Source organism: Bradyrhizobium sp. Gha, assembly GCF_900113735.1.
Lineage (GTDB): Bacteria > Pseudomonadota > Alphaproteobacteria > Rhizobiales > Xanthobacteraceae > Bradyrhizobium.
Genome location: NZ_FOQM01000002.1, coordinates 212,419 through 238,994, shown reverse-complemented (window position 1 = coordinate 238,994; position 26,576 = coordinate 212,419). Strand labels below are relative to the sequence as shown.

At 63.0% G+C, this 26,576-nt stretch carries 25 protein-coding genes, 1 tRNA gene and 1 pseudogene; 14 read left to right on the top strand and 13 right to left on the bottom strand.

The annotated features are described in order from the left end of the window. The first annotated feature begins 107 nt into the window (after positions 1-107). The 9 genes from BM222_RS04300 to BM222_RS04260 all read left to right on the top strand — a co-directional run bounded on the left by BM222_RS04300 (position 108) and on the right by BM222_RS04260 (position 10,019). The gene (locus BM222_RS04300; RefSeq protein WP_177243005.1) at positions 108-974 is read left to right on the top strand and encodes an IclR family transcriptional regulator; all 867 of its coding nucleotides are present in this window, start codon (positions 108-110) and stop codon (positions 972-974) included. Between the two features lie 66 nt (positions 975-1,040). After that, positions 1,041-1,838 carry an ABC transporter ATP-binding protein gene (locus BM222_RS04295; RefSeq protein ID WP_092227026.1) on the top strand — a complete coding sequence of 266 codons (798 nt, stop codon included), beginning with the start codon at positions 1,041-1,043 and terminating at the stop codon, positions 1,836-1,838. Next, entirely contained in the window at positions 1,835-2,548 is a 714-nt protein-coding gene (locus BM222_RS04290) for an ABC transporter ATP-binding protein (protein ID WP_092227025.1), read from the top strand. Before BM222_RS04295 ends, BM222_RS04290 begins: the two co-directional genes overlap by 4 nt. A gap of 12 nt (positions 2,549-2,560) precedes the next feature. Then, positions 2,561-3,439 carry a branched-chain amino acid ABC transporter permease gene (locus tag BM222_RS04285; protein ID WP_092227024.1) on the top strand — a complete coding sequence of 293 codons (879 nt, stop codon included), beginning with the start codon at positions 2,561-2,563 and terminating at the stop codon, positions 3,437-3,439. Between the two features lie 2 nt (positions 3,440-3,441). Next, positions 3,442-4,461, top strand: a complete 1,020-nt coding sequence (locus tag BM222_RS04280; protein WP_092227023.1) for a branched-chain amino acid ABC transporter permease — start codon at positions 3,442-3,444, stop codon at positions 4,459-4,461. Between the two features lie 41 nt (positions 4,462-4,502). Then, positions 4,503-5,732 (top strand): ABC transporter substrate-binding protein, encoded by a 1,230-nt coding sequence (locus tag BM222_RS04275; protein ID WP_092227022.1) that lies wholly within the window; start codon positions 4,503-4,505, stop codon positions 5,730-5,732. A gap of 119 nt (positions 5,733-5,851) precedes the next feature. Beyond that, positions 5,852-7,078 (top strand): ABC transporter substrate-binding protein, encoded by a 1,227-nt coding sequence (locus BM222_RS04270; protein WP_092227021.1) that lies wholly within the window; start codon positions 5,852-5,854, stop codon positions 7,076-7,078. A 225-nt stretch (positions 7,079-7,303) separates the two neighbouring features. Then, positions 7,304-8,533 carry an ABC transporter substrate-binding protein gene (locus BM222_RS04265; protein WP_092227020.1) on the top strand — a complete coding sequence of 410 codons (1,230 nt, stop codon included), beginning with the start codon at positions 7,304-7,306 and terminating at the stop codon, positions 8,531-8,533. Between the two features lie 202 nt (positions 8,534-8,735). After that, positions 8,736-10,019 (top strand): glycerate kinase type-2 family protein, encoded by a 1,284-nt coding sequence (locus tag BM222_RS04260; protein ID WP_092227286.1) that lies wholly within the window; start codon positions 8,736-8,738, stop codon positions 10,017-10,019. Between the two features lie 125 nt (positions 10,020-10,144). Here BM222_RS04260 and BM222_RS04255 read toward each other — a convergent pair whose 3' ends face one another. Next, positions 10,145-10,666, bottom strand: a complete 522-nt coding sequence (locus tag BM222_RS04255; RefSeq protein ID WP_092227019.1) for a MarR family winged helix-turn-helix transcriptional regulator — start codon at positions 10,664-10,666, stop codon at positions 10,145-10,147. A 175-nt stretch (positions 10,667-10,841) separates the two neighbouring features. On the opposite strand from BM222_RS04255, the gene BM222_RS04250 reads away from it, so the two are divergent. From BM222_RS04250 to BM222_RS04240, 3 genes are read left to right on the top strand one after another with little or no spacing between them, the layout of a single operon-like run. Then, positions 10,842-11,882, top strand: a complete 1,041-nt coding sequence (locus BM222_RS04250; protein ID WP_177243004.1) for a branched-chain amino acid ABC transporter permease — start codon at positions 10,842-10,844, stop codon at positions 11,880-11,882. A gap of 7 nt (positions 11,883-11,889) precedes the next feature. Beyond that, positions 11,890-13,659 carry a branched-chain amino acid ABC transporter ATP-binding protein/permease gene (locus BM222_RS04245; protein ID WP_092227018.1) on the top strand — a complete coding sequence of 590 codons (1,770 nt, stop codon included), beginning with the start codon at positions 11,890-11,892 and terminating at the stop codon, positions 13,657-13,659. Continuing rightward, positions 13,656-14,387 carry an ABC transporter ATP-binding protein gene (locus BM222_RS04240; protein WP_092227017.1) on the top strand — a complete coding sequence of 244 codons (732 nt, stop codon included), beginning with the start codon at positions 13,656-13,658 and terminating at the stop codon, positions 14,385-14,387. Before BM222_RS04245 ends, BM222_RS04240 begins: the two co-directional genes overlap by 4 nt. Before the next feature lie 51 nt (positions 14,388-14,438). Here the strand turns inward: BM222_RS04240 and BM222_RS04235 are convergent, their stop codons facing one another. Then, a complete protein-coding gene (locus BM222_RS04235; RefSeq protein ID WP_092227016.1) occupies positions 14,439-14,981 on the bottom strand; it encodes a disulfide bond formation protein B in 543 nt (180 codons plus the stop codon). Positions 14,982-15,139: 158 nt separating this feature from the next. Between BM222_RS04235 and BM222_RS04230 the strand changes: the two genes are divergently transcribed. After that, a tRNA-Leu gene (locus BM222_RS04230) sits at positions 15,140-15,224 on the top strand. Positions 15,225-15,495: 271 nt separating this feature from the next. Here the strand turns inward: BM222_RS04230 and BM222_RS04225 are convergent. The 5 genes and pseudogenes from BM222_RS04225 to BM222_RS04205 form a co-directional block, all read right to left on the bottom strand. Next, positions 15,496-16,110: pseudogene (locus BM222_RS04225) on the bottom strand (alpha/beta hydrolase); the annotation flags it as partial. Then, complete coding sequence (locus tag BM222_RS41895) at positions 16,002-16,625, bottom strand: ABC transporter permease subunit (protein ID WP_283810221.1); 624 nt, start codon at positions 16,623-16,625, stop codon at positions 16,002-16,004. The pseudogene BM222_RS04225 and the gene BM222_RS41895, both read right to left, overlap by 109 nt. A 286-nt stretch (positions 16,626-16,911) precedes the next feature. Further along, positions 16,912-17,226, bottom strand: coding sequence for a hypothetical protein (locus BM222_RS04215; protein WP_143105896.1), 315 nt, complete (start codon positions 17,224-17,226; stop codon positions 16,912-16,914). Continuing rightward, positions 17,223-18,152 (bottom strand): ABC transporter permease, encoded by a 930-nt coding sequence (locus BM222_RS04210; RefSeq protein WP_092227014.1) that lies wholly within the window; start codon positions 18,150-18,152, stop codon positions 17,223-17,225. The genes BM222_RS04215 and BM222_RS04210 overlap by 4 nt, the downstream gene beginning before the upstream one ends. Further along, positions 18,152-19,246 (bottom strand): ATP-binding cassette domain-containing protein, encoded by a 1,095-nt coding sequence (locus tag BM222_RS04205; RefSeq protein ID WP_092227013.1) that lies wholly within the window; start codon positions 19,244-19,246, stop codon positions 18,152-18,154. The genes BM222_RS04210 and BM222_RS04205 overlap by 1 nt, the downstream gene beginning before the upstream one ends. Positions 19,247-19,281: 35 nt before the next feature. Between BM222_RS04205 and BM222_RS04200 the strand changes: the two genes are divergently transcribed. Then, a complete protein-coding gene (locus BM222_RS04200; protein ID WP_092227012.1) occupies positions 19,282-19,584 on the top strand; it encodes a hypothetical protein in 303 nt (100 codons plus the stop codon). Between the two features lie 99 nt (positions 19,585-19,683). Here the strand turns inward: BM222_RS04200 and BM222_RS04195 are convergent, their stop codons facing one another. From BM222_RS04195 to pdxA, 6 genes are all read right to left on the bottom strand, one after another. After that, positions 19,684-20,703 carry an RNA polymerase subunit sigma-70 gene (locus BM222_RS04195; RefSeq protein ID WP_092227284.1) on the bottom strand — a complete coding sequence of 340 codons (1,020 nt, stop codon included), beginning with the start codon at positions 20,701-20,703 and terminating at the stop codon, positions 19,684-19,686. 37 nt (positions 20,704-20,740) lie between these two features. Then, entirely contained in the window at positions 20,741-21,502 is a 762-nt protein-coding gene (locus BM222_RS04190; RefSeq protein ID WP_092227011.1) for an SDR family oxidoreductase, read from the bottom strand. A 105-nt stretch (positions 21,503-21,607) separates the two neighbouring features. Then, positions 21,608-22,048, bottom strand: coding sequence for a DUF3237 family protein (locus BM222_RS04185; RefSeq protein ID WP_092227010.1), 441 nt, complete (start codon positions 22,046-22,048; stop codon positions 21,608-21,610). 648 nt (positions 22,049-22,696) lie between these two features. Further along, positions 22,697-24,019 carry an NAD(P)/FAD-dependent oxidoreductase gene (locus BM222_RS04175; RefSeq protein ID WP_092227008.1) on the bottom strand — a complete coding sequence of 441 codons (1,323 nt, stop codon included), beginning with the start codon at positions 24,017-24,019 and terminating at the stop codon, positions 22,697-22,699. Between the two features lie 477 nt (positions 24,020-24,496). Then, complete coding sequence (locus BM222_RS42975) at positions 24,497-25,531, bottom strand: cupin domain-containing protein (RefSeq protein WP_092227007.1); 1,035 nt, start codon at positions 25,529-25,531, stop codon at positions 24,497-24,499. After that, the gene (gene pdxA, locus BM222_RS04165) at positions 25,531-26,535 is read right to left on the bottom strand and encodes a 4-hydroxythreonine-4-phosphate dehydrogenase PdxA (RefSeq protein ID WP_092227006.1); all 1,005 of its coding nucleotides are present in this window, start codon (positions 26,533-26,535) and stop codon (positions 25,531-25,533) included. Before pdxA ends, BM222_RS42975 begins: the two co-directional genes overlap by 1 nt. Between the last annotated feature and the right edge of the window lie 41 nt (positions 26,536-26,576).

The following is a 26,576-nucleotide window of genomic DNA, read 5'->3' as shown; positions in this document are numbered from 1 at the left end:
TACTTTTGTTCGATTTCGCGGTGCGGAATTTAATTCCGCATCTTGACGGCAGGGTTATTTTGAAGCACGTGGCTTGTCAACGACTCCGCGCAAGAAGCAGATCAGGGATGAAGCGTACAGGAAAGAAGACCGCGACCGATCGGAATTTCGTCGTCGCGCTTTCCCGCGGGCTTGATGTATTGCGAGCATTCCAACCGAGCGACGGACTTCTCGGCAATCAGGAGATTGCCTCCCGCACCAACCTGCCGAAGCCGACGGTGTCGCGGCTGACCTACACGCTGACGAAGCTCGGTTATCTGACACCGGTTCCCCGTTTCGAAAAGTATCAGCTGGCGCCCGCCGCAATGGCGCTCGGTTATGCCGCGCTCGCCAATCTCGGCGTTCGGCATTTGTCGGAACCGTTTCGCGAGGACGTGATGCGCGCGACGGGGGGCGCCGTCGCAATCGGCGGCCGCGACCGCCAAAGCATGATCTATTTCGGGCAGAGCCGCGGCACCGAGACGGTCGGAGTTCAACTTGACGTCGGATCGCGCGTGCCGATTGCAACCACCGCGATGGGGCGCGCCTATTTCTGGGCGTTGAACGATGACGAGCGCACCGAATTGCTGCGCGAACTGCGCGAGCATTACGGCAGCCGGTGGCCCAAGATGCGCGACGGCCTGGAGCGTTCCGGCGAGACGGTCGCCAAGCACGGCTTCGCGATCTCCGTCGGCGACTGGCACGACGACATCGGCGCAGCCGGCGTTGCGCTCAAGCTCAACGACGGAACCGGTCCCTACGCATTCAATTGCGGCGCCCCCGCATTCCGCTTCACGGAAGAGCGATTGATCAACGACATTGGACCGCGCTTGCTGGCGATGGTAAGGAACATCGAAGCGGCGCTCGGGGGTCTGATGCCGCAATCCAAAAAAGAAGTCAGCAAAAAGCTGAAATCAGGAGGAAAAGTTGCGCGTGTGGCCGAGGGGTTCAGATAGCCTTTGTCGTGTCAGGGAGCGGCTCGCGTCGCCCGTTCGCTCACTGATGTCTGTGGGCGAGACGACATGACGCAGGCACAGCTCGCGCAGGGGACATCGCCCCTGCTCGCGGTTCGCGACGTCAGCGTCGTGTTCGGCGGCATCGTCGCGCTCAACGGCGTGTCCTTTGACATGCACAAGGGCCAGATCCTCGGACTGATCGGCCCCAACGGCGCCGGCAAGACCACGCTCTTCAACTGCCTCTCCCGGCTCTACCAGCCGTCATCCGGAGACATCCTGATGGAAGGTGTGAGCATCCTGAAGCGGCCGCCGCACCGGATCGCCGAGATCGGCATCGGCCGCACCTTCCAGAACGTGGCGCTGTTTCCGAACCTGTCGGTGATGGACAATGTCCGCGTCGGCACCCACGCCCGTACCTCCAGCGACATCATCAGCGACTCGCTGCGCCTGGCCTGGATTCGCCGCAGTGAAACCGGCGTGAACAACAAGGTGCGCGAGATCCTCGCCTATCTCGACCTCGAGGAGGTCGCCCACACCACCGTGTCGGGCCTGCCCTTCGGTACGCAGAAGCGCGTGGAGCTGGCGCGGGCGCTGGCGGCGGACCCGAAGATCCTGCTGCTCGACGAGCCCGCCGGTGGCCTGAATCACGAGGAGGTCTATGTGCTCGGCGACCTCATCCGCAAAATCCGCGATGAGCGCCACATGACGGTGCTGCTGGTCGAGCACCACATGGGCCTCGTGATGTCGATCGCCGACCACGTCGTCGCGCTGAATTTCGGCAAGAAGCTCGCGGAAGGCACGCCCGCCCAGGTGCAGGCGGATCCCGACGTCATCAAGGCCTATCTCGGGAGCAAGGACCAATGACCGTTCTGCTCAACGTCAAGGACCTGCGCGCCTATTACGGTCAGGTGCAGGCGCTCCATGGCCTCTCCTTCTCGCTCAACGAGGGCTCGCTCACGACGCTGCTGGGAGCCAACGGTGCCGGCAAGACCACGACCTTGCGCGCGATCTGCAACATGGTGCGCTCCACCGGCGGCATCGAATTCGACGGCAAGCCGCTGAACAACCGCTCGACCGAGAGCATCGTGCGCTTCGGCATCGCCCATGTGCCGCAGGGCCGCGGCACCTTCACCACCATGACGGTGGAGGAGAATCTCCAGCTCGGCGCCATCACCCGCAAGGACAATGCCGGCATCGTCTCCGACATCGAGCGGATGTATGCGCATTTCCCTGTCCTGAAGCAGCGGCACACCCAGCAGGCCGGTACGCTGTCCGGCGGCGAGCAGCAGATGCTCGCGGTCGCCCGCGCACTGATGCTGCGGCCGCGCCTGATGCTGCTCGACGAGCCGTCCTTCGGACTTGCGCCGCTGGTGGTGCGCGACCTGTTCGGCATTCTCGGCAAGATCAACCGCGAGGACAAGGTGTCGATCCTGGTGGTCGAGCAGAACGCCCAGCTCGCGCTCGAGCTCGCCGATCAGGCCTATGTGATCGAGACCGGCCGTATCGTGATGTCCGGCAATGCCAAGGACATCGCGAACAACGAAGAAATCCGCAAATCCTATCTGGGTTACTGAGGAGCCGGCACGATGGAGCTGTTTACCAACCAGGTGCTGGCCGGCATTGCTACCGGTGCCATCTACGCCTGCATGGCGCTCGCCGTGGTCATGATCTACCAGGCGATCGACCATCTCAACTTCGCGCAGGGCGAGATGGCGATGTTCTCGACCTTCATCTCCTGGCAGTTGATGCAATGGGGCGTGCCCTATTGGGGCGCCTTCCTGATCACGCTGATCTTCTCGTTCTTCGCCGGCATCGCCATCGAGCGCATCCTGTTCAAGCCCCTCGCGAAAGCCCCTGTCCTGACCAACGTTGCCGGCTTCATCGCGCTGTTCGCGATCATCAACTCGTCGGCCGGCCTGATCTGGGACTTCACCATCAAGCAGTACCCGACCCCGTTCGGCTCCGCGCCGTTCCTCGGCAGCCAGCTGATCTCTACCCACCAGGCCGGCATGATCGGCGTCACCGTGCTGCTGCTGCTCGCCCTGTATTTCTTCTTCCAGTACACCAGGATCGGCCTTGCCATGCGCGCCGCTGCGTCTGTTCCTGAATCGGCCAGGCTCGTCGGCATCAACACCTCCTGGATGATTGCTCTGGGCTGGGGCATGGCCACCGCGATTGGCGCGATCGCCGGCATGCTGATCGCCCCCGTGGTGTTCCTCGAGCCCAACATGATGGGCGGCGTGCTGATCTACGGCTTTGCCGCCGCCGTGCTCGGCGGACTGACCAGCCCGTTCGGCGCCGTGGTCGGCGGCTTCCTGGTCGGCATCTTCGAGAACCTCGCCGGCACCTACATCCCCGGCGTCGGCAACGAGCTGAAACTCCCGATCGCGCTCGCGCTGATCATCTCCGTCCTGGTCGTCAAACCCGCTGGTCTGTTCGGCCGGCACATCGTCAAGCGAGTTTGATCATGAGCGCAGCAGAAGATGTCGTCGCCGAAGGCAACGAGACGGTCGAAGCCGTTCCGAAGCGCGCCATGACGCTGGGCACGGGCACCTCGGTGGTGGTGCTGCTGCTCCTCCTCATCGTTCCCGTGTTTGCGAAGAACTTCGTGATCTTCCAGCTCACGCAGCTCCTGTATCTGGGCCTCGCTGTGCTGGCGTTGAACATCCTGACCGGCGGAAGCGGCCAGTTCTCGCTCGGCCAAAGCGCGTTCTACGGCATCGGCGCCTACATCACCGCCGTCATGATGGAGCAGTTCAACATCCCGTACTTCCTGTGCCTGCCGGTCGCTGGCGTGCTGTGCTTCGGCGCGGGCTTCCTGTTCGGCCAGCCGGCGCTGCGGCTTTCCGGCGTGTACCTCGCGCTCGCGACCTTCGCGCTCGCCACCGCGATGCCGCAGCTCCTCAAGCTGAACTTTCTCGAGCCCTGGACCGGCGGGGTGCAGGGCCTCGTCGTCACCAAGCCCGACGCGCCGTTCGGCCTGAAGATTTCGCAGGACATGTGGCTGTATTATTTCACCCTCGTCGTCGTGCTCGCGATCTACATCTTCTCGGTCAATTTGCTGCGCTCCCGCTCGGGCCGCGCCTTCATGGCGATCCGCGACAACGAGATCGCGGCCTCCGCGATGGGCGTCAACGTCGCGCTGTACAAGACGCTCGCTTTCGGCGTCTCCGCCGGCATCACCGGCGTCGCCGGCGGACTCAGCGCGATCGCGGTGCAGTTCGTCGCACCGGACAGCTTCACCATCACGCTCGCGATCCAGCTATTCCTCGGCATGGTCGTCGGGGGCGTCGGCTGGCTGCCCGGCTCGATCGTCGGCGCGGCCTTCATCATCTTCGTGCCGAACATCGCAGAGGGCATTTCCAAAGGCCTCTCCGGCGCCGTGTTCGGCGTGCTGCTGTTCCTCGTCATCTACCTCGTGCCGCACGGCGCAAGGCAACTCGCGATCATGGGCCAGCAACTCGCCGGACGGCTCAGAAAAAGCTGAAAACGCTCGTCAAGACCGTTTGTTTAACCAAGGAGACCCAATTGCCTTTCGGAAGAACACTACGAACCGCCGCACTCGTAACGGCGGTCGCGACCCTCACCTCCGGCGCAGCACTCGCTCAGAAGACATACGACACCGGCGCGACCGATACCGAGATCAAGATCGGCAACATCATGCCGTACAGCGGTCCGGCGTCGGCCTACGGCATCATCGGCAAGACCGAAGAAGCCTATTTCAAGATGATCAACGACAAGGGCGGCATCAACGGCCGCAAGATCGTCTACGTCACCTATGATGACGGCTATTCACCGCCGAAGGCGGTCGAGCAGGTCCGCAAGCTGGTCGAAAGCGACGAGGTACTCGCCGTGTTCAACCCGCTCGGCACGCCGTCCAACACCGCAATCCAGAAATATCTGAACGCCAAGAAGGTGCCGCAGCTGTTCGTCGCCACCGGCGCCACCAAGTGGAACGACCCGAAGCACTTCCCCTGGACCATGGGCTGGCAGCCGTCCTACCAGAGCGAAGCGCAGATCTACGCGAAGTGGCTGACGAAGGAGAAGCCCGACGCCAAGGTCGCGATCCTCTACCAGAACGACGATTTCGGCAAAGACTACCTCAAGGGCACCAAGGACGGCTTTGGCGCCAAGGCCTCGTCCACGATCATCATGGAAGAGAGCTATGAGGTCTCCGAGCCCTCGATCGATGGCCACATCGTCAAGATCAAGGCCGCCAATCCCGACGTGCTCTTGATCTACACGACGCCGAAGTTCGGCGCCCAGACCATCAAGAAGACCGCCGAGCTCGGCTGGAAGCCGCTCCAGATCATCACCAACGTGTCGGCTTCGGTCGGCAGCGTGATGAAGCCTGCGGGCTTCGAAGCCTCGCAGGACGTGCTGTCGGCGGCTTACGCCAAGGACGGCGCCGATCCGCGCTGGGCTGACGATGCCGGCATGAAGAAGTGGGTCGAGTTCCTGGACAAGTACATGCCCGGCGTCGACAAGACCGACTCCAGCGTCGTCTACGGCTACGGCGCCGCGCAGACGCTGGTCAAGGCGCTGGAACAGTGCGGCGACGATCTCACCCGCGCCAATCTGATGAAGCAGGCGGCGAGCCTGAAGGACTTCACACCGGACACGCTCCTGCCCGGGGTCAAGATCAACACCGGTCCGAGCGACTTCGCCCCGATCAGTCAGCTGCAGATGCAGCGTTTCAAGGGCGAGAAGTGGGAACAGTTCGGCGACATCATGAACGGCGACGTCGCTCCGGAATAACGCGTCGTCACAATCGTCCAAACTGGCGAGGCCCCCACGAACGATCGTGGGGGCTTTTTGTTGACGTCACGGATCAATCTTGTTCAATGCGGCGCCGATCCAGGTGAGGTGGGAGAGCGATGACCGTCGTTCGATTTCAGGTTGCGGCGTTTTCGGCCGCATTCGCGTTGTGCACTGCGGTGGGTAATCCCGTCCTGGCGCAGAAAGCCTACGACAACGGCGCCTCGGATACCGAGATCAAGATCGGCAACATCATGCCCTATAGCGGACCAGCCTCCGCTTACGGCGCGATCGGCAAGGCCGAGGAAGCCTATTTCAACAAGATCAATGCCGAGGGCGGCATCAACGGCCGCAAGGTCAAGTTTATCTCGTATGACGATGGGTACTCGCCGCCGAAGACGGTGGAGCAGGCCCGCAAGCTGGTCGAGAGCGACAATGTGCTCTTGATCTTCGGCTCGCTCGGCACCTCCACCAACGGCGCCATCCGCAAATACATGAACGAGAAGAAAGTGCCGCAATTGTTCGTGGCGAGCGGCGCCTCGAAGTGGAACGACCCGAAGCAATATCCCTGGACCATGGGCTGGCAGCCGAGCTACGCGAGCGAAGCGAAGATCTACGCCAAGTACATCATCACGGAGAAGCCGGACGCAAAGATCGGCGTGCTCTACCAGAACGACGATTTCGGCAAGGACTATCTGAACGGGCTGAAGAACGGCCTCGGCGCCAAGGCCTCGATGATCGTGCTCGAGGAGGCTTACGACACATCGGAGCCCGCGATCGACGAGCACATCGTGAAGCTGAAGGCCGCGGGCGCCGACGTGCTCATCAGCGTCACCACGCCGAAATTCGCCGCGCAGGCGATCAAGAAGGTGGCCGAGATCAACTGGCACCCGGTCCACATCATCTCGAACGTGTCCGCGTCGGTCGGGGGAGTGATCGAGCCCGCGGGCTTCGAGATCTCGCAAGGCATTTTGTCGGCGATCTACATCAAGGATGGCTCCGACCCGCAATGGAATGCGGATGACGGCATGAAGAAGTTCTACGACTTCGTCGCGCAGTACGATCCGAAGGCCAACAAGCTCGATGCCGGGGTGTCGTTCGGTTACGCCGCCGCACAGACGATGGTGAAGGTGCTGCAGATGTGCGGCGACAATCTCACCCGCGACAACGTCATGAAGCAGGCCGCGAGCTTGCACGATTTCGCGCCCGACACGCTGCTTCCCGGCATCAAGATCAACACCGCGCCCGACGATTTCGCGCCGATCGAGCAGCTTCAGATGATGCGGTTCAAAGGCAAGGCCTGGGAATTGTTCGGCGACATCATTTCGAGCGAGCCCGGTCACTGACCGAAACCCAGAATTGTTCAATTGGCGTGAAGCAACCCAGGAGGGTCCGGCCTTCTCGCAGTTGCACAGGCGCTCCTGACTACTAAAGACGCAGCCCCGCCGCCGACGTTGCGGGGGCTTTCTGTTGAAGGCCCAAGCCAAATCGTATTGAATTGGCCTCGCGCGGACCAAGAACAATGAAGGCAAGAAAAGGAGCGCACACACCAAGAAAAAAGGGAGATTGGAATGCCCGCTGTCACCGGCAAGCTTGCGGCCGCGTCACTGGCGCTCGCGCTCATTGCGGCCTCGACCTCGATCGCGTCCGCCCAGAAGAAATACGATACCGGCGCGACCGACACCGAGATCAAGATCGGCAACATCATGCCCTACAGCGGACCGGCCTCCGCCTACGGCATCATCGGGCGGACCGAAGCCGCCTATTTCAAGAAGATCAACGAGGAAGGTGGCATCAACGGCCGCAAGATCAACTTCATCTCCTATGACGACGCCTACTCGCCGCCGAAGACGGTCGAGCAGGCTCGCAAGCTGGTCGAGAGCGACGAGGTGCTGCTCATCTTCAACTCGCTCGGCACGCCGCCGAACTCGGCGATCCACAAGTACATGAACTCGAAGAAGGTGCCGCAACTGTTCGTCGCCACCGGCGCCACCAAGTGGAACGATCCGAAAGACTTCCCCTGGACGATGGGCTGGCAGCCCAACTACCAGAGCGAAACGCAGATCTATGCGAAATGGCTGCTGAAGAACAAGCCGGACGCCAAGATCGCCGTGCTCTTCCAGAACGACGATTATGGCAAGGACTATGTGAAGGGCCTGAAGGATGGCTTGGGGGCCAAGGCCGCCTCGATGATCGTTGCGGAAGAAAGCTACGAGACCTCGGAGCCGACCATCGACAGCCACATCGTCAAGCTGAAGTCGACGGGCGCCGACGTCTTCATGAACATCACGACGCCGAAATTCGCGGCGCAGGCGATCAAGAAGGTGGCGGAGGTCGGCTGGAAGCCGCTGCATTTCCTGAACAACGTCTCCGGCTCCGTCGGCAGCGTGCTCAAGCCCGCGGGCTTCGAGAATGCGCAGGACATCATCTCCGCCGACTATCTCAAGGACGTCTCGGATCCGCAGTGGAACAACGACCCCGGCATGAAGGAGTTTCTCGCTTTCATGACCAAATACTTCCCCGACGGCGACAAGCTCGACCACGGCACCATCGTCGGCTACGGCGTGGCGCAGACCCTTGTCCAGGTGTTGAAGCAATGCGGTGACGATCTCACCCGCGCGAACGTCATGAAGCAGGCCGCCAGCCTGAAGAACTTCCGCACCGAGGTGCTGCTGCCCGGCATCCAGATCAACACCTCGCCGACCGACTTTGCGCCGATCAGCCAGCTTCAGCTCGAGAAGTTCAAGGGCGAGAAGTGGGATCTGTTCGGCGACGTGATCAGCGCCGACGTCGGCGGCTAGCCGCTCCTGACAGCGGAGAGAAACAGCCCCCTGCGAGACGATCGCAGGGGGTTCTGCTGCATGCCGATTATCATCACGCGATTGCACAATCGAATGACGGTAAAGCATGCTTACCCTTTCGCGTCCGATGCGCTAGGCAGGGGAATGGCGACGTTCTCGCCACAGCTCTAGTCTGCTCACGAGTTTGCCGAAGGCCATCGTCATGACCGACCGACGTCCCCTGCTCCGCGCGCTCTACGACGCCGCCGTTGCCGCGGCCCATCCGGATACGATCCTGGCGCCGCATCTGCGCCCCGCCCCGAAGGGCCGCGTGATCTGCCTTGCCGCCGGCAAGGGCGCTGCTGCGATGGCCGCCGCAGCGGAACGGCACTATCTCGATGCCCTCAAGCTGGCTCCGGAGCGCCTCGTCGGCATCGCCACCACGCGCCACGGCTACGGCGTGCCGACCCGCCGCATCCGAATCGTCGAAGCCGGCCATCCGGTGCCCGATGAGGCCGGCCTGAAGGGTGCGGCCGACACGCTCGCGCTCGCAGGCGAAGCCGGTCCCGACGATCTGCTGCTGGTGCTGCTCACCGGCGGCGGCTCGGCGAACTGGATCGCGCCGGTCGATGGGATCAGCTTTGCGCAGAAGCAGGCGGTCAACAAGGCGTTGCTGCGCTCGGGCGCGCCGATCGGCGAGATGAATGTCGTGCGAAAGCATCTCTCGCGCATCAAGGGCGGGCGACTGGCGCGCGCCGGCAAGAATGCCGCCGAGATCGTGACGCTCGCGATCTCCGATGTGCCGCACGACGACGCTTCCGCGATCGCCTCGGGTCCGACCGTCCCCGATCCGACCTCGTTGGCCGACGCACGCGCGATCGTCGCAAAGTACAAGCTCGCCATCGACGATGCCGTACGGCGCGCGCTCGACGATCCCGCCAATGAAAGCTGCAAGCCCGGCGACGCCGCCTTTGCCCGCGCGCATTTCGAATTGATCGCGCGGCCCAAGCAATCGCTCGACGCTGCGGTGAAGCTCGCCAGGGACGCGGGCTATGAGACCATCGATCTCGGCGCCGATCTCGAGGGCGAGGCCCGCGAGGTCGCCGCCGACCACGCCAGGCTCGCGCTTGCCGCCCGCGCCCAGGGCAAGCGCGTCGCGATCCTGTCCGGCGGCGAGCTCACGGTGACGGTGCGAGGCAATGGCCGCGGCGGCCCAAACCAGGAATACGCGCTGGCGCTGGCCTCACTGTTGAAGAACACGCCCGACATCTCGGCGCTTGCCGGTGACACCGATGGCGCGGACGGAGGGGCCGGCCATCCCACCGATCCCGCCGGTGCGCTGATCGACGCGGCGACCTTCGCCAGGATGAAGGCGGAGGGACTTCAGCCACAGGCCTATCTCGACAACAACGACGCGACGACGTTCTTCGAGGCGACCGGCGATCTGCTCATGCCCGGCCCGACGCTGACCAATGTGAACGACATCAGGGTGATTTTGGTGGATTGAGGGGGCTGCTCCAAAGGTCGGCGTCATTCCCCGCGAAGGCGGGGAATCCGCCGCGGCCCCTCTGCATCCCACGTATGTCTCTGGAATACTGGATCGCCCGCCTTCGCGGGCGATGACAGTGAGGCTCAAAACTCGTTGGCGATCTTCGACAGCATGTCCAGCAGCGCTTGGCGGTTGGCTTGCCCCAGCAGCTCGTTGAGCCGCGACTCGTGCTTGGTGGCGACGAGCTTCTTGGCGCGCGTCAGGACCGCCTTGCCCTTATCGGTCAGCACCAGGATGTGCGAACGCCGGTCGTTGGTGGAGCGGATCCGGGCGCAGAGGTCGCGGCTCTCGAGATTGTCGAGCATGGCGACGAAATTCGGCCTGAGGATACCGAGGGTGGAGGCGATCTCGGTCTGGTTCCGGCCCGGGTTCTTCTCGACCAGCAACAGCACCGAGAACTGCGCCGGCGTGAGCTGGAGCGAGGCCATGCAGCGCAGGAAATTCTCGAATACCTTGAGCTGCGCCCGTTTCAGCACGTAGCCGAGCTGTTCGGAGAGCTCGCCGAGCTGGAGGGCTTCGGGCAGGCCCTCGGGCGCGTCCTTGCGGCCTTTGGTGGCCTCGCCGGGTTTTTCGGAGGACTTCTCAGCGCTTTTCGAAACGGTCATCGCCTCATGCTCGCAATCCCGCTAAATTCGGGACGGGTCGTTTCCCACCCTTGATGTTATATTTGATAATTGTTATTGACCATATCAAATATCGTCAGCGTATTTCAATGGCTGTGAGGGACCATCCACCGCAAGCGCGGAGAGGGGCCCAATCTTCGAGGGGGAGCGTCCGGTCTTGAACACCACCATCATGCTGTTCCTGCTGCAGGACGGCATCACCAATGGCGCGATCTATGCGCTGCTCGGGCTGGCGCTGGTGCTGGTGTTCGCCGTCACCCGCGTCATCCTCATCCCCCAGGGCGAGTTCGTCACCTATGGCGCGCTGACCTATGCCTCGCTGGCGTCGGGCCAGATGCCGGGCACGGCCAAGCTGGCGCTGGCCATGGGCATCGGTGCCTGCGCCTTCGAGCTGTTCGTCGCGCGCAAGGCGCTGCATGGCCGGCTGATCCTGCGCAGCGTGCTTGCCAACATCGTGCTGCCGGCGATCGTGTTGACGCTGACGATCTACTTCGCCGCCCAGAAGCCGCCGGTCGCGGTCTGCATCGCGCTGTCGCTGGCGATCGTGGCGATGATCGGCCTCTATCTCTACCGCATCGCGTTCCAGCCGCTGGCGCACACTTCGGTGCTGGTGCTGCTGATCGCGTCGGTCGGCGTCCATCTGGCGATGCAAGGGCTGGGCCTCTTGTTCTTCGGCGCCGAGGGCCAGCGCGGACCGGCCGTGCTCTCCGGCGCCTTCACCGCGGGCTCGCTGCGCTTCACCGGCCAGAGCATCACGGTCTACGGCATCACCGTCGCCTTCATCGTCGGTCTCTGGCTGTTCTTCGGCCTGACGCTCTACGGCAAGGCGCTGCGCGCCACCGCGGTCAACCGGTTAGGGGCGCGGCTCGCCGGCATCCGCACCACGCTTTCAGGCCAGATCGCCTTCCTGCTGGCATCCGTCATCGGCGCGCTGTCCGGCATCATGATCGTGCCGATTACGACGCTCTACTATGACAGCGGCTTCCTGATCGGCCTGAAGGGTTTTGTGGCCGCGATCATCGGCGGTCTCGTCAGCTATCCGCTGACTGCCGTCGCGGCGCTCTTCGTCGGCATCGTCGAGGCGTTCTCGTCCTTCTATGCCTCCAACTACAAGGAGGTGATCGTGTTCATGCTCCTGATCCCCGTGCTGCTGCTGCGCTCGCTCGCGGCGCCTGCGGTCGAGGAAGAGAAGGACTGACATCAACATGCAGAGCCGGCTTCCCATCCTCGTCTTCGCACTCGTTATGGCGGCGATTCCGTTCGTTCCGGGCATACCACCGTTCTGGATCGTGCTGCTCGACAATATCGGTCTTTCCGCGCTGGTCGCGATGGGCCTCGTGCTGCTCACCGGCGTCGGTGGCCTCACCTCGTTCGGCCAGGCGGCCTTTGTCGGCTTCGGCGCCTACACCACGGCGCTGCTCACGACCGCTTACGGGCTGTCGCCCTGGCTGACGCTGCCGCTGTCGCTCGTGGTCAGCGGGCTGCTCGCGGTGCTGCTCGGTCTGATCACTGTGCGCCTCTCCGGCCATTATCTGCCGCTCGGAACGCTGGCCTGGGGGCTAGGCCTGTTCTACCTCTTCAGCAAGCTCGGATTCCTGGGACGCAACGACGGTATCTCGGCGATCCCGCCGCTGTCGATCGGCTCGTTCAGGATGCTCGATCCCGGCTCGATCTACTTTGCGATCTGGGTCGCGGTGATCCTATCGGCGCTGGTCACCATGAACCTGCTGGACTCCCGCACCGGCCGCGCCATCCGCGCGCTGCGGCGGGGGCATGTCGCGGCGGAGGCGTTCGGCGTGCAGACGCCGCGCGCAAAAATGCTGGTGTTCATCCACGCCGCCGTGCTCGCCGGCCTCTCCGGCTGGCTCTATGCCCACCTCCAGCGCGCGGTGAACCCGACGCCGTTCGGCGCGCAGGCCGGCATTGAATATCTCTTCATCGCGGTCGTCGGCGGTGCCGGCTATGTCTGGGGCGGCGTGCTGGGCGCAGCGATCGTGGTCATCCTGAAAGAGGTGCTGCAGAGCTATCTGCCGCTGATCCTGCCCGGCTCCGGCCAGGTCGAGACCATCGTGTTCGGCATCATGCTGGTGGCCCTGCTCCAACTCGCGCCCGGCGGGGTGTGGCCGTGGCTGATGTCGCTGCTGCCCGAACGCAGGGGCGGCAAGAAGCCTGACACCTCGCTGAAGCTCGAACAGCGCACCCGCTCGCGGGCCGAGGGCGGCGTGTTGCTCCAAGTCGAAAAAGCGCGGAAACAGTTCGGCGGCGTGGTCGCGGTCAACAATGTCTCCTTCGACGTCCAGGCGCGCGAGATCGTCGCCCTGATCGGACCGAACGGTGCCGGCAAGAGCACGACCTTCAACCTGATCACCGGCGTGCTGTCGGCGACCTCGGGCGCGATCTCGGTGCTCGGCAAGAGGGTGGACCGCGCGCCACCGCAGGAGATCGTCAAGCTCGGCATCAGCAGGACCTTCCAGCACGTCAAGCTCGTGCCTGACATGACCGTGCTGGAGAATGTCGCGATCGGTGCGCATCTGCGCGGTCATTCCGGGCCGCTCGCCGCGATGCTGCGGCTCGACCGCGCCGATGAAGCCAAACTGCTGGCGGAGGCCGCCCGCCAGATCGAGCGCGTCGGTCTCGCGGAGCAGATGCATCAGCTTGCGGGCAGCCTTTCGCTCGGCCAGCAGCGCATCGTCGAGATCGCGCGTGCGTTGTGCGTCGACCCGATGCTGCTGCTGCTCGATGAGCCGGCCGCCGGCCTGCGTCACATGGAGAAGCAACAGCTTGCGAAGCTGCTGCGCGATTTGCGCGACGGCGGCATGAGCGTCCTTTTGGTCGAGCACGACATGGGCTTCGTGATGAACCTCGCCGATCGCATTGTGGTGCTGGATTTCGGCACCAAGATAGCGGAAGGAACGCCCGCCACGATCAAGACCAATCCCGAAGTGATCAAGGCCTATCTCGGAGTGGCGGCATGAGTGCGCTGTTATCGGTCACCGACGCGCATGTCGCCTACGGCAAGGTCGAAGCCGTGCGCTCGGTTGCGCTCGAAGTCGGCGAGAGAGAGATCGTCACCATCGTTGGCGCCAACGGCGCGGGCAAGACCACGCTGCTATCGGCCATCATGGGCATCCTGCCGCTGAAGGGTCGCGTCAACTTTGCCGGGCAGGATCTGGCCCGGCTCGACATCGAGGATCGCGTCGCGATGGGCCTCGGCCTGGTCCCTGAGCACCGCGAATTGTTCGTGACCATGAATGTCGAGGACAATCTCGAGTTGGGTGCTTTCCGCATCGAGCGGAGCCGGGCAAGGGCCTCGATCGAGCGGATCTACACGCTGTTTCCGCGCCTCAAGGAGCGCCGCAAGCAGCTCGCCGGCACCTTGTCCGGCGGCGAGCAGCAGATGCTTGCGATGGGCCGCGCGCTGATGGGCGAACCGAAGCTGCTGATGCTGGATGAGCCGAGCCTCGGCCTCGCCCCGATCATCGTCGCCGACATTTTCCGCATCGTGACCGAGCTAAAGGCCAGCGGCGTCTCCGTACTGCTTGTCGAGCAGAATGCCCAGGCAGCGCTGAAGATCGCCGACCAGGCCTATGTGATGGAGCTCGGCGAGTTCGTGCTCAGCGGCAGGGCGAGCGATATTGCGGCGAACGAACGGGTGGCGGCAAGCTATCTCGGTTTCGAGCACGAAGGCGCGAGCGCGATCTAGTTTGTCATTCGAGCACGATCTGTTCGGAAAAGCGCTACACACTTTTCCGGATCATGGTCGCTGCGCCGTCCGCACAAAGCCCCAGGCGGCGATCGCGGCCATTGCTAGCGAGATCAGCACATTGTAGCCGGCAAGCGAGAGGCCGAGGAAGCGCCACTGCACCTCGTCGCAGCGCACCACCTTGACGGTGTCGAGCCGCGACAGCAGGTCGCCGGCGCTGCCGAGATTGACGACCGGACCGGAGCAATCGGTTGGCCCTTTCCAGAAGCCCCATTCGACCCCGGAATGGTAAGTGCCGAGCCCGGCATTGGCGAACGCCGCCAGCGCGAGGATCGCGAGCCCGGCCAGCAGCAGCGGCCGCGGCGCGCCGCCCCGCGCCGCCAGCACCATGAGCGCCCCGAGCGGGATCGCGAGGTAATAGGCGTAGCGCTGCTCGAGGCAGAGCGGACAGGGCACGATCCCCAGAACGAGCTGAAAGAACCAGGCCCCCGCGATCGTCGCCGCCGCGATCACGGTCACGGCCAGCGCGGCGGTCAGCGCCGGGCCGCCGACAGCGGGGCGAAACGCGGGGATTGCGGCACTCTGGGTCGTCACGGCGGCCTCTTGAGGTGGGGCTGGCCTCAAGGCTCTAGCCCCGACCCAAGTCCCTGTCGAGAACATCGGGGATCACTTTGGCGCGGGTTGACCCCGTCTTTCCCATGGCTATAGTCCGCCGGCTTCGCGACGCCCTCCATCGGAGGGGCCGACCGAGGGCCCCTGTGGCGGAACTGGTAGACGCGCTCGACTCAAAATCGAGTTCCGCAAGGAGTGCTGGTTCGATTCCGGCCAGGGGCACCACGCTGAAAAGATCAATATAGACAACTGCTTATCGCAGCGGTTCAATTCCACGAATTCTCGTTGAAAACACTGCGCAGGCGCCAGCCCAAAGCAGGATCTGACCGACCTCGGCTTCCGCGCCGCGCGACCGAAATTCGACGGGCCTGCCGCATTGCCATTGACGCCTCGACGATGATTGCGCTCCGCGATGCCGCAAGCGGCATTCAGGCGGTCGGGCACAGTGTCTCCGGTCAGAATTTCAACAGGCTCCGATTACACTTTCGATTCTGGGCTATCCGCGGAGGTCCTCAATGAACCGCCCGGCGCGCTCGACGATAAGATCCTTATCGTTGTCGAGAGTTGCAACATGATAGGAGTTATTCAGCCACAGCAGCCTGACCTCATCGGAGCCAACGCTCTCGAGAATTCTTTGTCCATTGCGCGGCGGCACAACATGGTCTTCGCGGGAGTGCATCGCCAGCACCGGGCAAGTCACCTTGGAAAGAATTGCCGAAGTCGCAGTGATCAAGACAAACACCTCGCGCGCGCAGCTGACGGGCAGCTCCGCATAGGCGAGCTCGGACGCCATCGGATCCTTTATATCCGAACCTATGCCCGGGACCCGCGCTGGAGCCGACCTGTTCAGGACCAGCTCGGCGAGCGGCGGTTCAAAAATGCCGACTGGACTGTTTATGGGAATAATGCCGTGGACGATCGTGGGAAAGCGTGCAGCCAGATTGAGTGCCAGTGTTCCGCCCATGGACAAGCCTGCGATGAAAACAGGTCTGCCGCCCGCGGCTAGTTCATGGAGCGCCTCTTCGCACGAAGAGACCCAATCGTGAAAGCCGGTCTTTGCCATGTCATCTGGTGTCGTGCCGTGTCCAGCCAGGCGGGGACCACGGACCGTAACCCATAGCGCCGGTGCAACTCCTGCCCAAGATAGCGCACGCTCTGCGTGGTCCCCGTGAAACCATGCAAGACGAGCACGGCAATATCATTGCCATTGAAAAAGAACGGCTCGGCTTCCTGCATCACGTGCGGCATGCGTCTCTCCATCTTCACTAGCTCAGGATTTCGTCGTGTGGCGGCAAGGGCAATGATCGCTCCCTGCAACATCAATTTCCCCGGCTCGCCAATCCCAAGGCTCGTAAGCAGATTGAAGCTGAACGTGAGCATGAAAGCGGCAACAGCCGGCCCGAGCGAACCTCCCTTGCCCGAGCCAAAGGTGACGCCACCGAGAATGACGGCAACGAGCGAACTCAAGGGCAGGTCACGACCGATATCCAGACTGCCGGCTCCAACAAGGCCGACGAGCAAGAATCCGCTCAAAACCGCGAGAACGCTCGACAGAACGTGCGCAATCGTCACGATGCGAGCATAGGGAATGCCCGATATCAACGCTGCCCGTGGGCTGGCGCCGATTGCGTCACATAGCGCCCAAAGACTGACATGCGGAGGAATAGCGCGACCGGAAGGAATATCGCGAGCCAGAAAAGCGGAGAGATCGGTACAATGCCTATTCTCGTCTGCCCGAGGTAGCGCAGGACGGCTGGAGCTTCCCCGGGCGCGCGTAGCTGGCTGAGGGAAAAGACGACACCACTTAAAGTCAGGGCGGTCGCCAGAGTCACGATGATGGATGATGCTTTGATGCGCGTGATGAAGAATGCATTTGCGGCACCGACGGCTGCTCCGAAGAGCAGGCAGATGATCAGCAGTACTCGGGAAACCTCAGGATACCGCTCGTAAGGATGTAGCTGACTGCGAGAATGACGCCGCCGATCGAAAGATCGAGTGAAAGAACCCTCATGCAAAGTGATTGGCCAAGGACGGCGATGGCCAACGGCGCCGCCTGGCGCACGATGAGCAAGAGCAGCACAGGAGAAACGAGAGCCGGCCTGGTCACATAGGCAAAGGCCAACAACGCGGCTGTTCCGACGTAAGCAATCGGAACGCTCAGCAGCAAGCGCGCCATGCTTCGGGGATGAACCGCGCGGGGAAGTGAATTGGTGATCATATCGCTCACACGCCGATCACGGTTCGTCGCTGCATGCTGATTGCGACAAGCAGCAAGAGTCCCGTTGCGGCGGTGCGCAGGAATGGGGAAATCCCGACCAGATTCATTCCGTTCGTCAACAGACCTAACGTGATGGTGCCGAGGACCACACCTGCAACGCTGCCGGTACCCCCCGTCAACTGAACTCCTCCCATCGCTATCGCGGTGATCGAATCCAGGGCGAATGGAGCTCCGACCGTGGCATCTCCCGATGAGACTCGGGCGCTGATGAAAATGCCAGCGATTGTCGCGGCCACAGAGCAGATCACGTAACAGCTGAGGCTATGCCATCTCACCGCAATTCCGTTGCGAGCCGCACTCGCCTGATTGGCGCCAATCGCAAACAGGCGCAGTCCGAAGCGCGTCATCGATATGAGGAACGATGCGATCATGACCGCACCGACACACCAGAAAAACGCGGCCGGAACACCTGCGGCCGAGGTCCATGCAAGGCCGGCAAGATAGTCAGGGACCGTTCCGCCGGGCACGGGATGGATCAGCAGCACGAGTCCCTGCAGGAAAGTCATCGACGCCATCGTCATGATGAGCGGATGGACGCCAGCGACGGTTACCCCTATTCCGTTGACCATGCCGATCGCGATGCCGGCAAGCAAGGCGGCCGGGAGCGCGAAATCCGGACTTACCGAGACAATGATCGTCGTCGTCAGACTGAGAACTGCCCCCACCGAAAGATCGATCCCTCCCATCAAGGCTACGACGAGCTGCCCTAGTGAGACGATCAATAGCGCGGCGATCTGGCCATTGATGTTGCTCAAATTCTGAACGCTCAGGAAGGCTGGCGACCACACGGAGAGCGCCACGAAAAGCAGAGCCGGAAGCATGATCGTGGCAGGCCGGAGTCCGCTTCGATTGGACTTGGTAATTGAAACCGCCATCACAGCTCTTTCCTTGCTTCGGCAGTCGATCCGGCCAACGCGTAGCGCATGATCTCCTCCTCGCTCGTCCCGACACCATCAAGCTCAGCCGTGATTTCGCCGTCGCGAACGACGAGGATCCGGTCGCATAGGCCTAGAATTTCGGTCAGTTCACTCGAGACAATGAGGACCCCGCCACCTGAATTGGCGAACTCGCGCAGGAGTGCGTAGATTTCGGATTTGGCGCCGACGTCCACGCCCCGCGTCGGCTCCTCGATCAGAAGGACGTCCACTCCGGACGCGAGCCATCGTCCCAACATCACCTTCTGCTGGTTACCGCCAGACAGAGACGAAACGGGTTGGCCTTGGTCATTGGCGCGAACTCTCATCCGCAGCAAAAGATCATCGATTGCGGATACCTTCACACGAGCGCGACGCCACATCGCCAGTTGCCGCAGCATGCCGAGCGCGACGTTCTGCTCGACGGAAAGCGACAGGTAGAGCCCTTCGGACTTTCGGTCCTCCGGGATGAACCCGATACCCGATCGAGCAACGGCGACGATCGACAGATCGACGCTTTGCAATGCGTCGTCGGGAGTGCGTTTTTTGACGCGCCCGCGGACGTGAGATCCCACCCCGGCAACCGCCCTGATGATCTCACGCTGCCCCTGACCCTGCAGCCCCGCAAACCCCAGAATCTCGCCACGGTTGATCCTAAACGAGACGGCGTGTTCGGTATCTGAAGGTGCAAGTTCTGAGACTTCCAAGGCACAGCCGTGGTGACTGGGTTGCGGATTGCGGGGAGGAAACAGTTGCCCAAGCGGGCGCCCGACGATCAGCGATATCGGCTTGTCCTGCGTAAGCTCGCTTGTCTCAAACGTGCCAACGAGTCTGCCGTCCTTCAAGACGCTAACGGTCTCACTGAATCGGAATATCTCCTCCAGCCTGTGGCTGATATAGAAAATCAGTTTGCCAGCCGCCTTGAGCGACTGGATGAGCTCCCCCAGCGTGTCGACCTCCGGTCCGTTCAATGCCGCGGTCGGTTCATCGAGTATGAATATGTCGGCATCTGCCATCAGTCCCTTCGCGATCTCGATGAGCTGCTGCTCCGCCACCGAAAGCTCCAGGCGAGCAACTCGGACTGCAGGAAATGACGCTCTATGTGCTTCGCCGTCCGCATGCGGAGCACATGGCGCGAGAGAAGGACCACGAATTCCTGTTGCTCTATGCAGATTGGTTGCGTGCGGCCACGGATGTAGGCCCCGAGGACGAATCCCGGATCATGGAGCTCGCCAACTTCATCTACACGAGCTTCGTTGGCATGCTCAACCAGTGGCTGGCGGTACAGGACGCCGACCTATTCGCACAGGCCATGGAGAATTTGATCCGGGCGGGTCAGGAACTGGCTGCGAGAAGCCTTCCGAAACGATCCCCTAAACGACGTCAAGCCTGAGATCCAGCCTCGGTCCATGTCCCCCTTGGCTCTCTGGCGTGGACCTGAAAATTCACAACGAATTCCGCTGAGCAGCTGCGGGCTGCTCGATGAGCCGGGTCAGGGCTCCAGCACCGCCGACAGTCGGAACGCAGTGAAGAGCTTCTGGGCGAGCGGCTGCATGAACATGGTCATCGTCCCGATCCCGCCTTGGTCCAACGCCAAGAGCTGGATGGAGTGGGCGTTCCAGCGCCCTTCTGCACCAAGGGAGTAGAGGGCGAACGCCGGCTGCAGGTTTGCACCGACAGATACGAGCCTAAAACCACGATAAGCAGGCCAGACGGCCCGGAAAAAATCCGCGATCGAGTCGCGGCCCCGATACCACTCTCGCCAGGGAGGCATCGAATAGACGGCGTCTTCCTTCAGGAGCGAGACGAACCGCTCCAGGTCGGCGCTTTCCCAGGCTTGCACGTAGCGCTCCAGCAGGCTTCGCTGTTGTTCATCGGCGATCGGAGTCGGCCGGACATCCCAGCCGGGCCTGGCGAGCTTGGCTCGCGCACGTTGCAGGGCGCTGTTCACCGAGGCCACCGAGGCGTCGAGCACGGCGGCGACCTCGATCGCCGACCAACCCAAGACATCGGCCAGCAGCAGCACCGCGCGCTGACGCGGCGGCAGTTGCTGAATCGTTGTGATGAACGCGAAACGCACGGACTCGCGCAACTCGTAGCGGGCGTCCGGCCCCGCGGCCGGATCCGGCAGATTCTCGAGCTCTGCGTCTGGATAGGGCTCGATCCACAGCGCTTCTGAATCCGGCCGTCCCTGCGGCCTCTGGGTGGCCGGGCCATCCAGCCGGTCAGGCATCGTCCGTCCGTGCTTTGAACGGCTCGCCATGTTGAGGGCCACGTTCGTTGCGATCCGGTAGAGCCAGTTCTTGATCGAGGCGCGCGCCTCGAAGTCGTCGAAGCCCCGCCAAGCCCGCAGCATGGTCTCCTGGACCGCGTCCTCGGCCTCGTGAAGGGAGCCCAGCATGCGGTAGCAATGCAGCTTGAGCGAGCGGCGATGCGCTTCGGCCACGCGGGCGAAGTCCGCTCGGCTCGGCGGCGGAGCGTCTGGAGAGCCGACCGGCGCCTTCTCTTTCATGACGATACCATCGAATTCTGCAGCCTTGCTCTTCCCCTCAGCTTGCGGCGGCGACGCCATTGGCCGAAACGGTGAAGATCGCGCCTGCCGAAGCCGGCGCCTTGACCGCGGCTTCGACGACCGCCTCGGCAACATCTTCAGGCGATTGGCGCGCGCCCATGTTCTCGAGGAACTTCTCCGGGGGAATGCCGAGATAGCGGGCGTAGCCGTTCACGGCGGCCTGCCCGAGGTCTGTCTCCGGCATGACGCGGGAGGGGACGAGCGCTACGAAACGTATGCCGAGCTCGCGGCGATCGGATTCGGCCTGACAGTATTTGGCGATGAACATCTGCATGCGCTTGGCGCCAGCGTAGCCGCCCGAGATTGGCGATCCGCCGAGGCCGGCCCCGCTGGAGATGATCACCACGACTGAGCCCGACGCAAGAGGCAATCTGAGCGCCTCTCGGCAGAACAGAAACGCCATCTTGGTGTCGACTTCCCAATTCACGCCGAATTCAGCCCAGGTGAGCTCGGGTATCGGACGGACCGGCGGAGTGGCCCCGCCGCAGATTACCAACAGGTCGGGCCTCGTCTTGCCGAAGATCTTCTGCGGCGCGGCTTCCGAGGCGGCGTCCAGCGCCAGCGTGTCGACGCCGCGCATTTCCTTTGCGAGTTCGGACAGACCGCGCGCCTGCCGAGCGATCGCCAGAACCTGCGCACCTTCGTCCGAGGCCCGCCGCACGATCTCGCGGCCGACGCCGCGGCTGGCGCCAAGCACGACCACCCGTTTGCCTTGCAGCAGTCCGTTGTCCGACGGCATGGCTCAATTTCCTCAGATATTGCTGGTGTTGTTGAGACCGCTTGCGACGAATGACTCATCGATCGGCCGTGGCTTTCGGGTGCGCGCGGAGAGCAAGCCCGCGCCTCAGTGCAGGTAGGCGTCGATGTGGATCTTCCCAGTGGCCAGGTTCGCGTAGCCCGCGCCCCATGCCGGTCGTGCGTTGATCCAGGCATAGCCCGCGGCGGCCGTGGTGAGGTCGATCTTTACAGCCAGGTCGACGATCGGCTCACCGTCGCGCGGGGTCCCGACGCCGTCGGCGGAAAACGCAATCCGGCTTCCATCCTCGGTCTCGATGGTCGCCCGGAGATCGAGCTCCCTCCGGCCGTCCGCACGGACGCGCATATAGTCGATGCCGCGTATCGTGCCCGTCATGCGGCCTTTGATCGATCCCGCGAGCGCGACGTCGAATTGAGCGCCGTGCAGCGGCACACTCTGTCGCCCGGCTAACACGGCCTCCATGCTCGCGCCGTATTCGATCACGCTCGTGATCTCGAGGTCGTATTCGAAGATCTTTTCATAGCTCATGGCTTCTCTCTCCTTAGTGCCTGCACAAGAACCCCGTCCTTGGAAGCACTCCTCCGACCGACGGATCGTTGACGTTGTGAAGACCGCCGAACCTGCGAGAATTCATCGGTCGATCGCGATTTTTTTGGATCACGGCGCGCACGGCGTTTCAGAGGGCGCCGATCCGAGTTCCGAGGTTTCAACCGAGGCGGCAAGTCATTTGGATCCAGATGGCAGAACGCCCTCAGTCGACAATCGACCCACCGGTCAGGTTAGCCACGGTTCCGGTCATGCCGCTGCCCCGGTCGGAGGCCAGGGCGAAGGTCCGCGCCACAGCGCCGCCGATGGCCCCGCCGGCGCCGTAGATGGCCGCCGTCTTGTTTTGAGAAGCATGCCAGTCCCTTTCACTTCGAGTTCGGCGCGGAGGCCGGTTTGGCCACCGCCATCGCTCGTAGAGACCCGCGGCTCCGCCGAGACTCATCGGCGGCGGCAAAAAAAATGTTCGGCGCCGCGATGCAGCGCTCACCCATTTGGCATTCCGTATTTGATGTGACGCTGTTCGCGAGATCGCGGCGGCTTTCCCTCGCGCGACGATGTCGTTCTGGATCGAGAATCGCGCCGAGCCGTTGCAGCAGTGCTGCGCGTCAGGCCTCGCCTCCGGCGCGATCTTCAGATGGCGGAGATGTCCAGCTTGGAGCCATCGACCAGACGCGACAGCCGGAACGGTGTGGGATCGACGCAGGGCGTGTCGTTGACGACAAGCTGTGCGGCCAGATAGCCGAGCCCCGGGCCCAGACCGAAGCCGTGCCCCGAGCAGCCCGCCGCGAGGACGAGGCCCTTCACCCCTTCCACCTGCGAGACCACGGGGACTGCGTCCGGCGTGCAATCGACGAAGCCGCCCCAGGCGCTGTCGATCTTGATCTCGCCGAGTTGGGGGAAGGTCTTCCGGACGCTCTCCACCACTTGGCTCATCAGCCATTTCAAGGGCGGAGGATCCAGCACGCGATTCTGTTCGAAGATGCGATCGTCGTTGGTCAGCAGCGCGGGCAATGAATCCGGCCCCGAAACGAATGATCGCCCGACGCCGAGCCTGACGTTCTTCAGGCGACGCAAGAACTGCGGCATGAATTCCCGGCTGTACCGGATGGCCTGAGGCGTAATTTCGAGATTCGCCTTGCCGCTGATCGCAAGCGTGTAGCTGCCGTCCAGTCGGCGCGTGATCGTGCAGTAGGGTGTCGAGACCGCCTCGCCGATGTTGATTGTGGGAGTGGAACGCAGCGCCGTTTGCCGGATGCTCGCCTGGGGGAAACTGATCCCGAGCGGGCGAAGGAAGCGCGAGGACCAGGCGCCGGCAGCGCACAGCACCGCGCTGGTTCTGATATAGCCCTTCTCGGTGTGCACGCCCGCAATCCCGCCATTGGCCAGGTCGAGCGCCCGCGCGGCGCATCCCTGGTGGATCGTGGCGCCCAGCACTCTCGCCCCATCGGCGATGCCAGGCGCGGCGAGCGCAGGTTCGGCCTTCCCGTCCCGCTCCGAATAGGTCCCGCCGACCCATTTGTCGCGCGCTTCGGGGACGCGCTCGGCGACCTCCGCCCGGCTCAGCACGCGTGTGTCGACGTCGTATTCCCTGGCGACCTCGCGCCATTTTTCCCAGCCCGCGAGCACAGCCTCGTCGTGGGTCGCATAAACCAGGCCGCAGCGTCGAAATCCGAGATCCCGATTGATATCGCGCGTGAGCTCCTCCCACAATCGCATGGAGAGCACCGAGAGCGGCAGTTCGCGCCGGTCGCGGTTCTGCTGGCGGCACCAACCCCAGTTTCGGCTCGATTGCTCACAGGCGACGTGGCCCTTCTCCAGGAGCGCCACAGAGAGACCGCGCTTCGCCAGGTAATAGGCGGCCGTAGCGCCGAGGATGCCGCCGCCGACGATGACGACGTCGGCCTCGGCCGGAAGACGCTCATCGCTGTGAATGCGTTCGACGCGGGGCGACATATTCCAACAAACCTCGGCTGCCAAATGCGGAAGCAAAGTTTCCGATCAGCCGTTCATCGCACCGTGCGCGCGATACAATGTGCTGAAATCATCCAGGACCACGCAAGATGTTCGGGTTTTTGACCGCTCGAGTGATACAAGCTGCTCAAGCGCGATCGAGTCCCAGCTCGGCTGAGCGTGGCGCAGCCTGTCCGCGGACCCCTTGAATCGCGCTTGTGGCGAAGCCTTCAAGACGATCTCGGCATCGGACCACGCAAGCTGATCGGCAATACCGAGCTACGGCTTTGCGGAGATGCGCGCTTGGGACGTCGTGGCGAGGGAACGTCGATGACTCCATTGGTGACCCCATATCACCATGCCGTCAGTCCATATCGATAGTCCGCCCCCTATTCTTTTGCTAGCACCACCGAAGCAGGCAAACCGATAGGATCTCGATCATGCAGTCCAGTGCAATCCGTCTCGATTTCCGCGGACGGCCTAGCCTGCGACTTCGTGAGCGGTGCCGGCATCCAAGGCCGTGCCGGGTTCGAGCAGCAAGACCTCGCAGATGTCGTCCAGCGCGACGGGACAATGCTCGACCCCATGGGGGACCACGATGAACTCGCCTTGCTCGATGATTTCGTCGCGATCACGGAACTTCATCAACAGGCGGCCCTTGTGCACCAGGAAGAGCTCGTCACTGCTCCTGTGAAAGCGCCAGGCGAACTCGCCCGCGAACTTGGCGAGCTTGATCTGCATATCGTTGATCTGACCGGCGATCTTGGGAGACCAGGTCTCCTTGAGCTGGCCGAACGAGCTGGCCAGGTTCTTCTTGTGGAGCGGCGAGAGATGCCGGTTCAGAGCGGCCACGTCACGAATGATGGCCCCGAGCTGGCGAGCGACGTCCTTGTCGTCGGCCGGATACTTGCCGTCCAATGCGGCCGTGCCGATGGTGAAGCCGGCAGCTCCTGCGTCCTTCAGGGCGGCGATCCGCTCAGGCGTATCAATCGAGCCGGCCACGTAGACGGGCTTGGGCACCGCCGCGCACACCGCTTTGATGAGGGCCGGAACGTCTTCCTTGGAGCGATAGGCGAGCAGATCGAGGCCATAAACGCCCTCCCGCGAGGCGAGCGCCTTGGCACTCTCAACGATCTCGTCGATCGTCCCTTCGAGCACGCTCGGGTGACCGGAGATGCGGCCCGGGAAGGGGCAGTATTGAATCCCGGTGCCGGCAAGGATCGGTAGCACGTCGTCAACATTTGTGCCGCCGAGCAAGACGTCGACGCCGATTTCGACCGCCGCCTTCGCCGAAACGATCTCACTTTGCCGGTCGAGAGAAACGACTTCGAGATAGGAGGTCGCGCCATCTGCCTTGATGGCCTGATTGAGCACTTTGAGTCGGTCGATCGGCAGGCCGATGTCCTTGAAGCCAATGTGGCGAACACCGAGACCCAGGGCGGTCTTGAGTTGTTCAGAGGCGTCCTCGACGGTGCGATCGTTGCGCGTGAGCATGAAGATGAAGCGAAGGCCCATTAGACTAACCCTTCTTTGGTTTTAATCTGCGCGGCGACGAGCCTGCGCGCGTAGGCCAGCGCGGTCTCGAGACTGGCGGGGTCGGCGATGCCTCGGCCTGCAATGTCGAACGCGGTGCCGTGATCGGGGCTTGTACGGACGAACGGCAGGCCGAGCGTGATGTTCACACCCTTTTCGAGGCCGAGATATTTCACGGGAATCAGGCCCTGGTCGTGATATTGGGCCACAACCACATCGAACCGGCCCTTGCGGGCCTGCATGTAGACGGTGTCGCCGGGCCACGGGCCGCTGACGTCGATGCCCTCTGCGCGTGCCGCCTCGATCGCGGGACCGATGATCCGGATTTCCTCGTCGCCGAAGAGACCGCCTTCACCGGCATGGGGGTTGAGCCCTGCGACCGCAACGCGCGGTGCCGCGATTCCGAGGGCCTTCCCACCCTCGTTTGCGAGCCGAATGGCCGACATCTGCGCATCGAAATCCGCTTCGTCGATGGCTTTGCGCAGAGACGTATGGATCGTGACGAGCACCGTGCGGATTTCGTCGTTGGCCAGCATCATCGCGACGCGCTTCGCGCCACCATACTCCGCGAGAATCTCAGTGTGCCCGGGATAACGAATGCCCGCACTTGCCATTGCCTCCTTGTTGATTGGCGCGGTCACGATGCCGCTGACCGTGCCGGTTTTGGCTGCCGCGATGGCGGCGACGACGGCGTCGAAGGAAGCTTGGCCGGATATGGCGCTGACGCTCCCGAGCGGGGGCGGCGCGATGATTTGCGTCGCCTCGACGACCTCGACGGACCGCGGCTCAGAGCGCGCCTCGTGAGGTCCGGCGATCCGCTTGACCTTGAGGCCGAGACCCAGACGATCGACGATGTTCTCCATCACGACCGAGCTGCCGAAGACGACCAAGCGTTCGCCGCCCTTCGCCAATGTCTTCGCCACGATCTCCGGACCGATGCCGGAGGCATCGCCCATGGTGATGGCAAGAGGAGCTATTTGGGTCATCACAGAACCTTTTCTGACATCGAGGCGCTGGTCAGGTCATC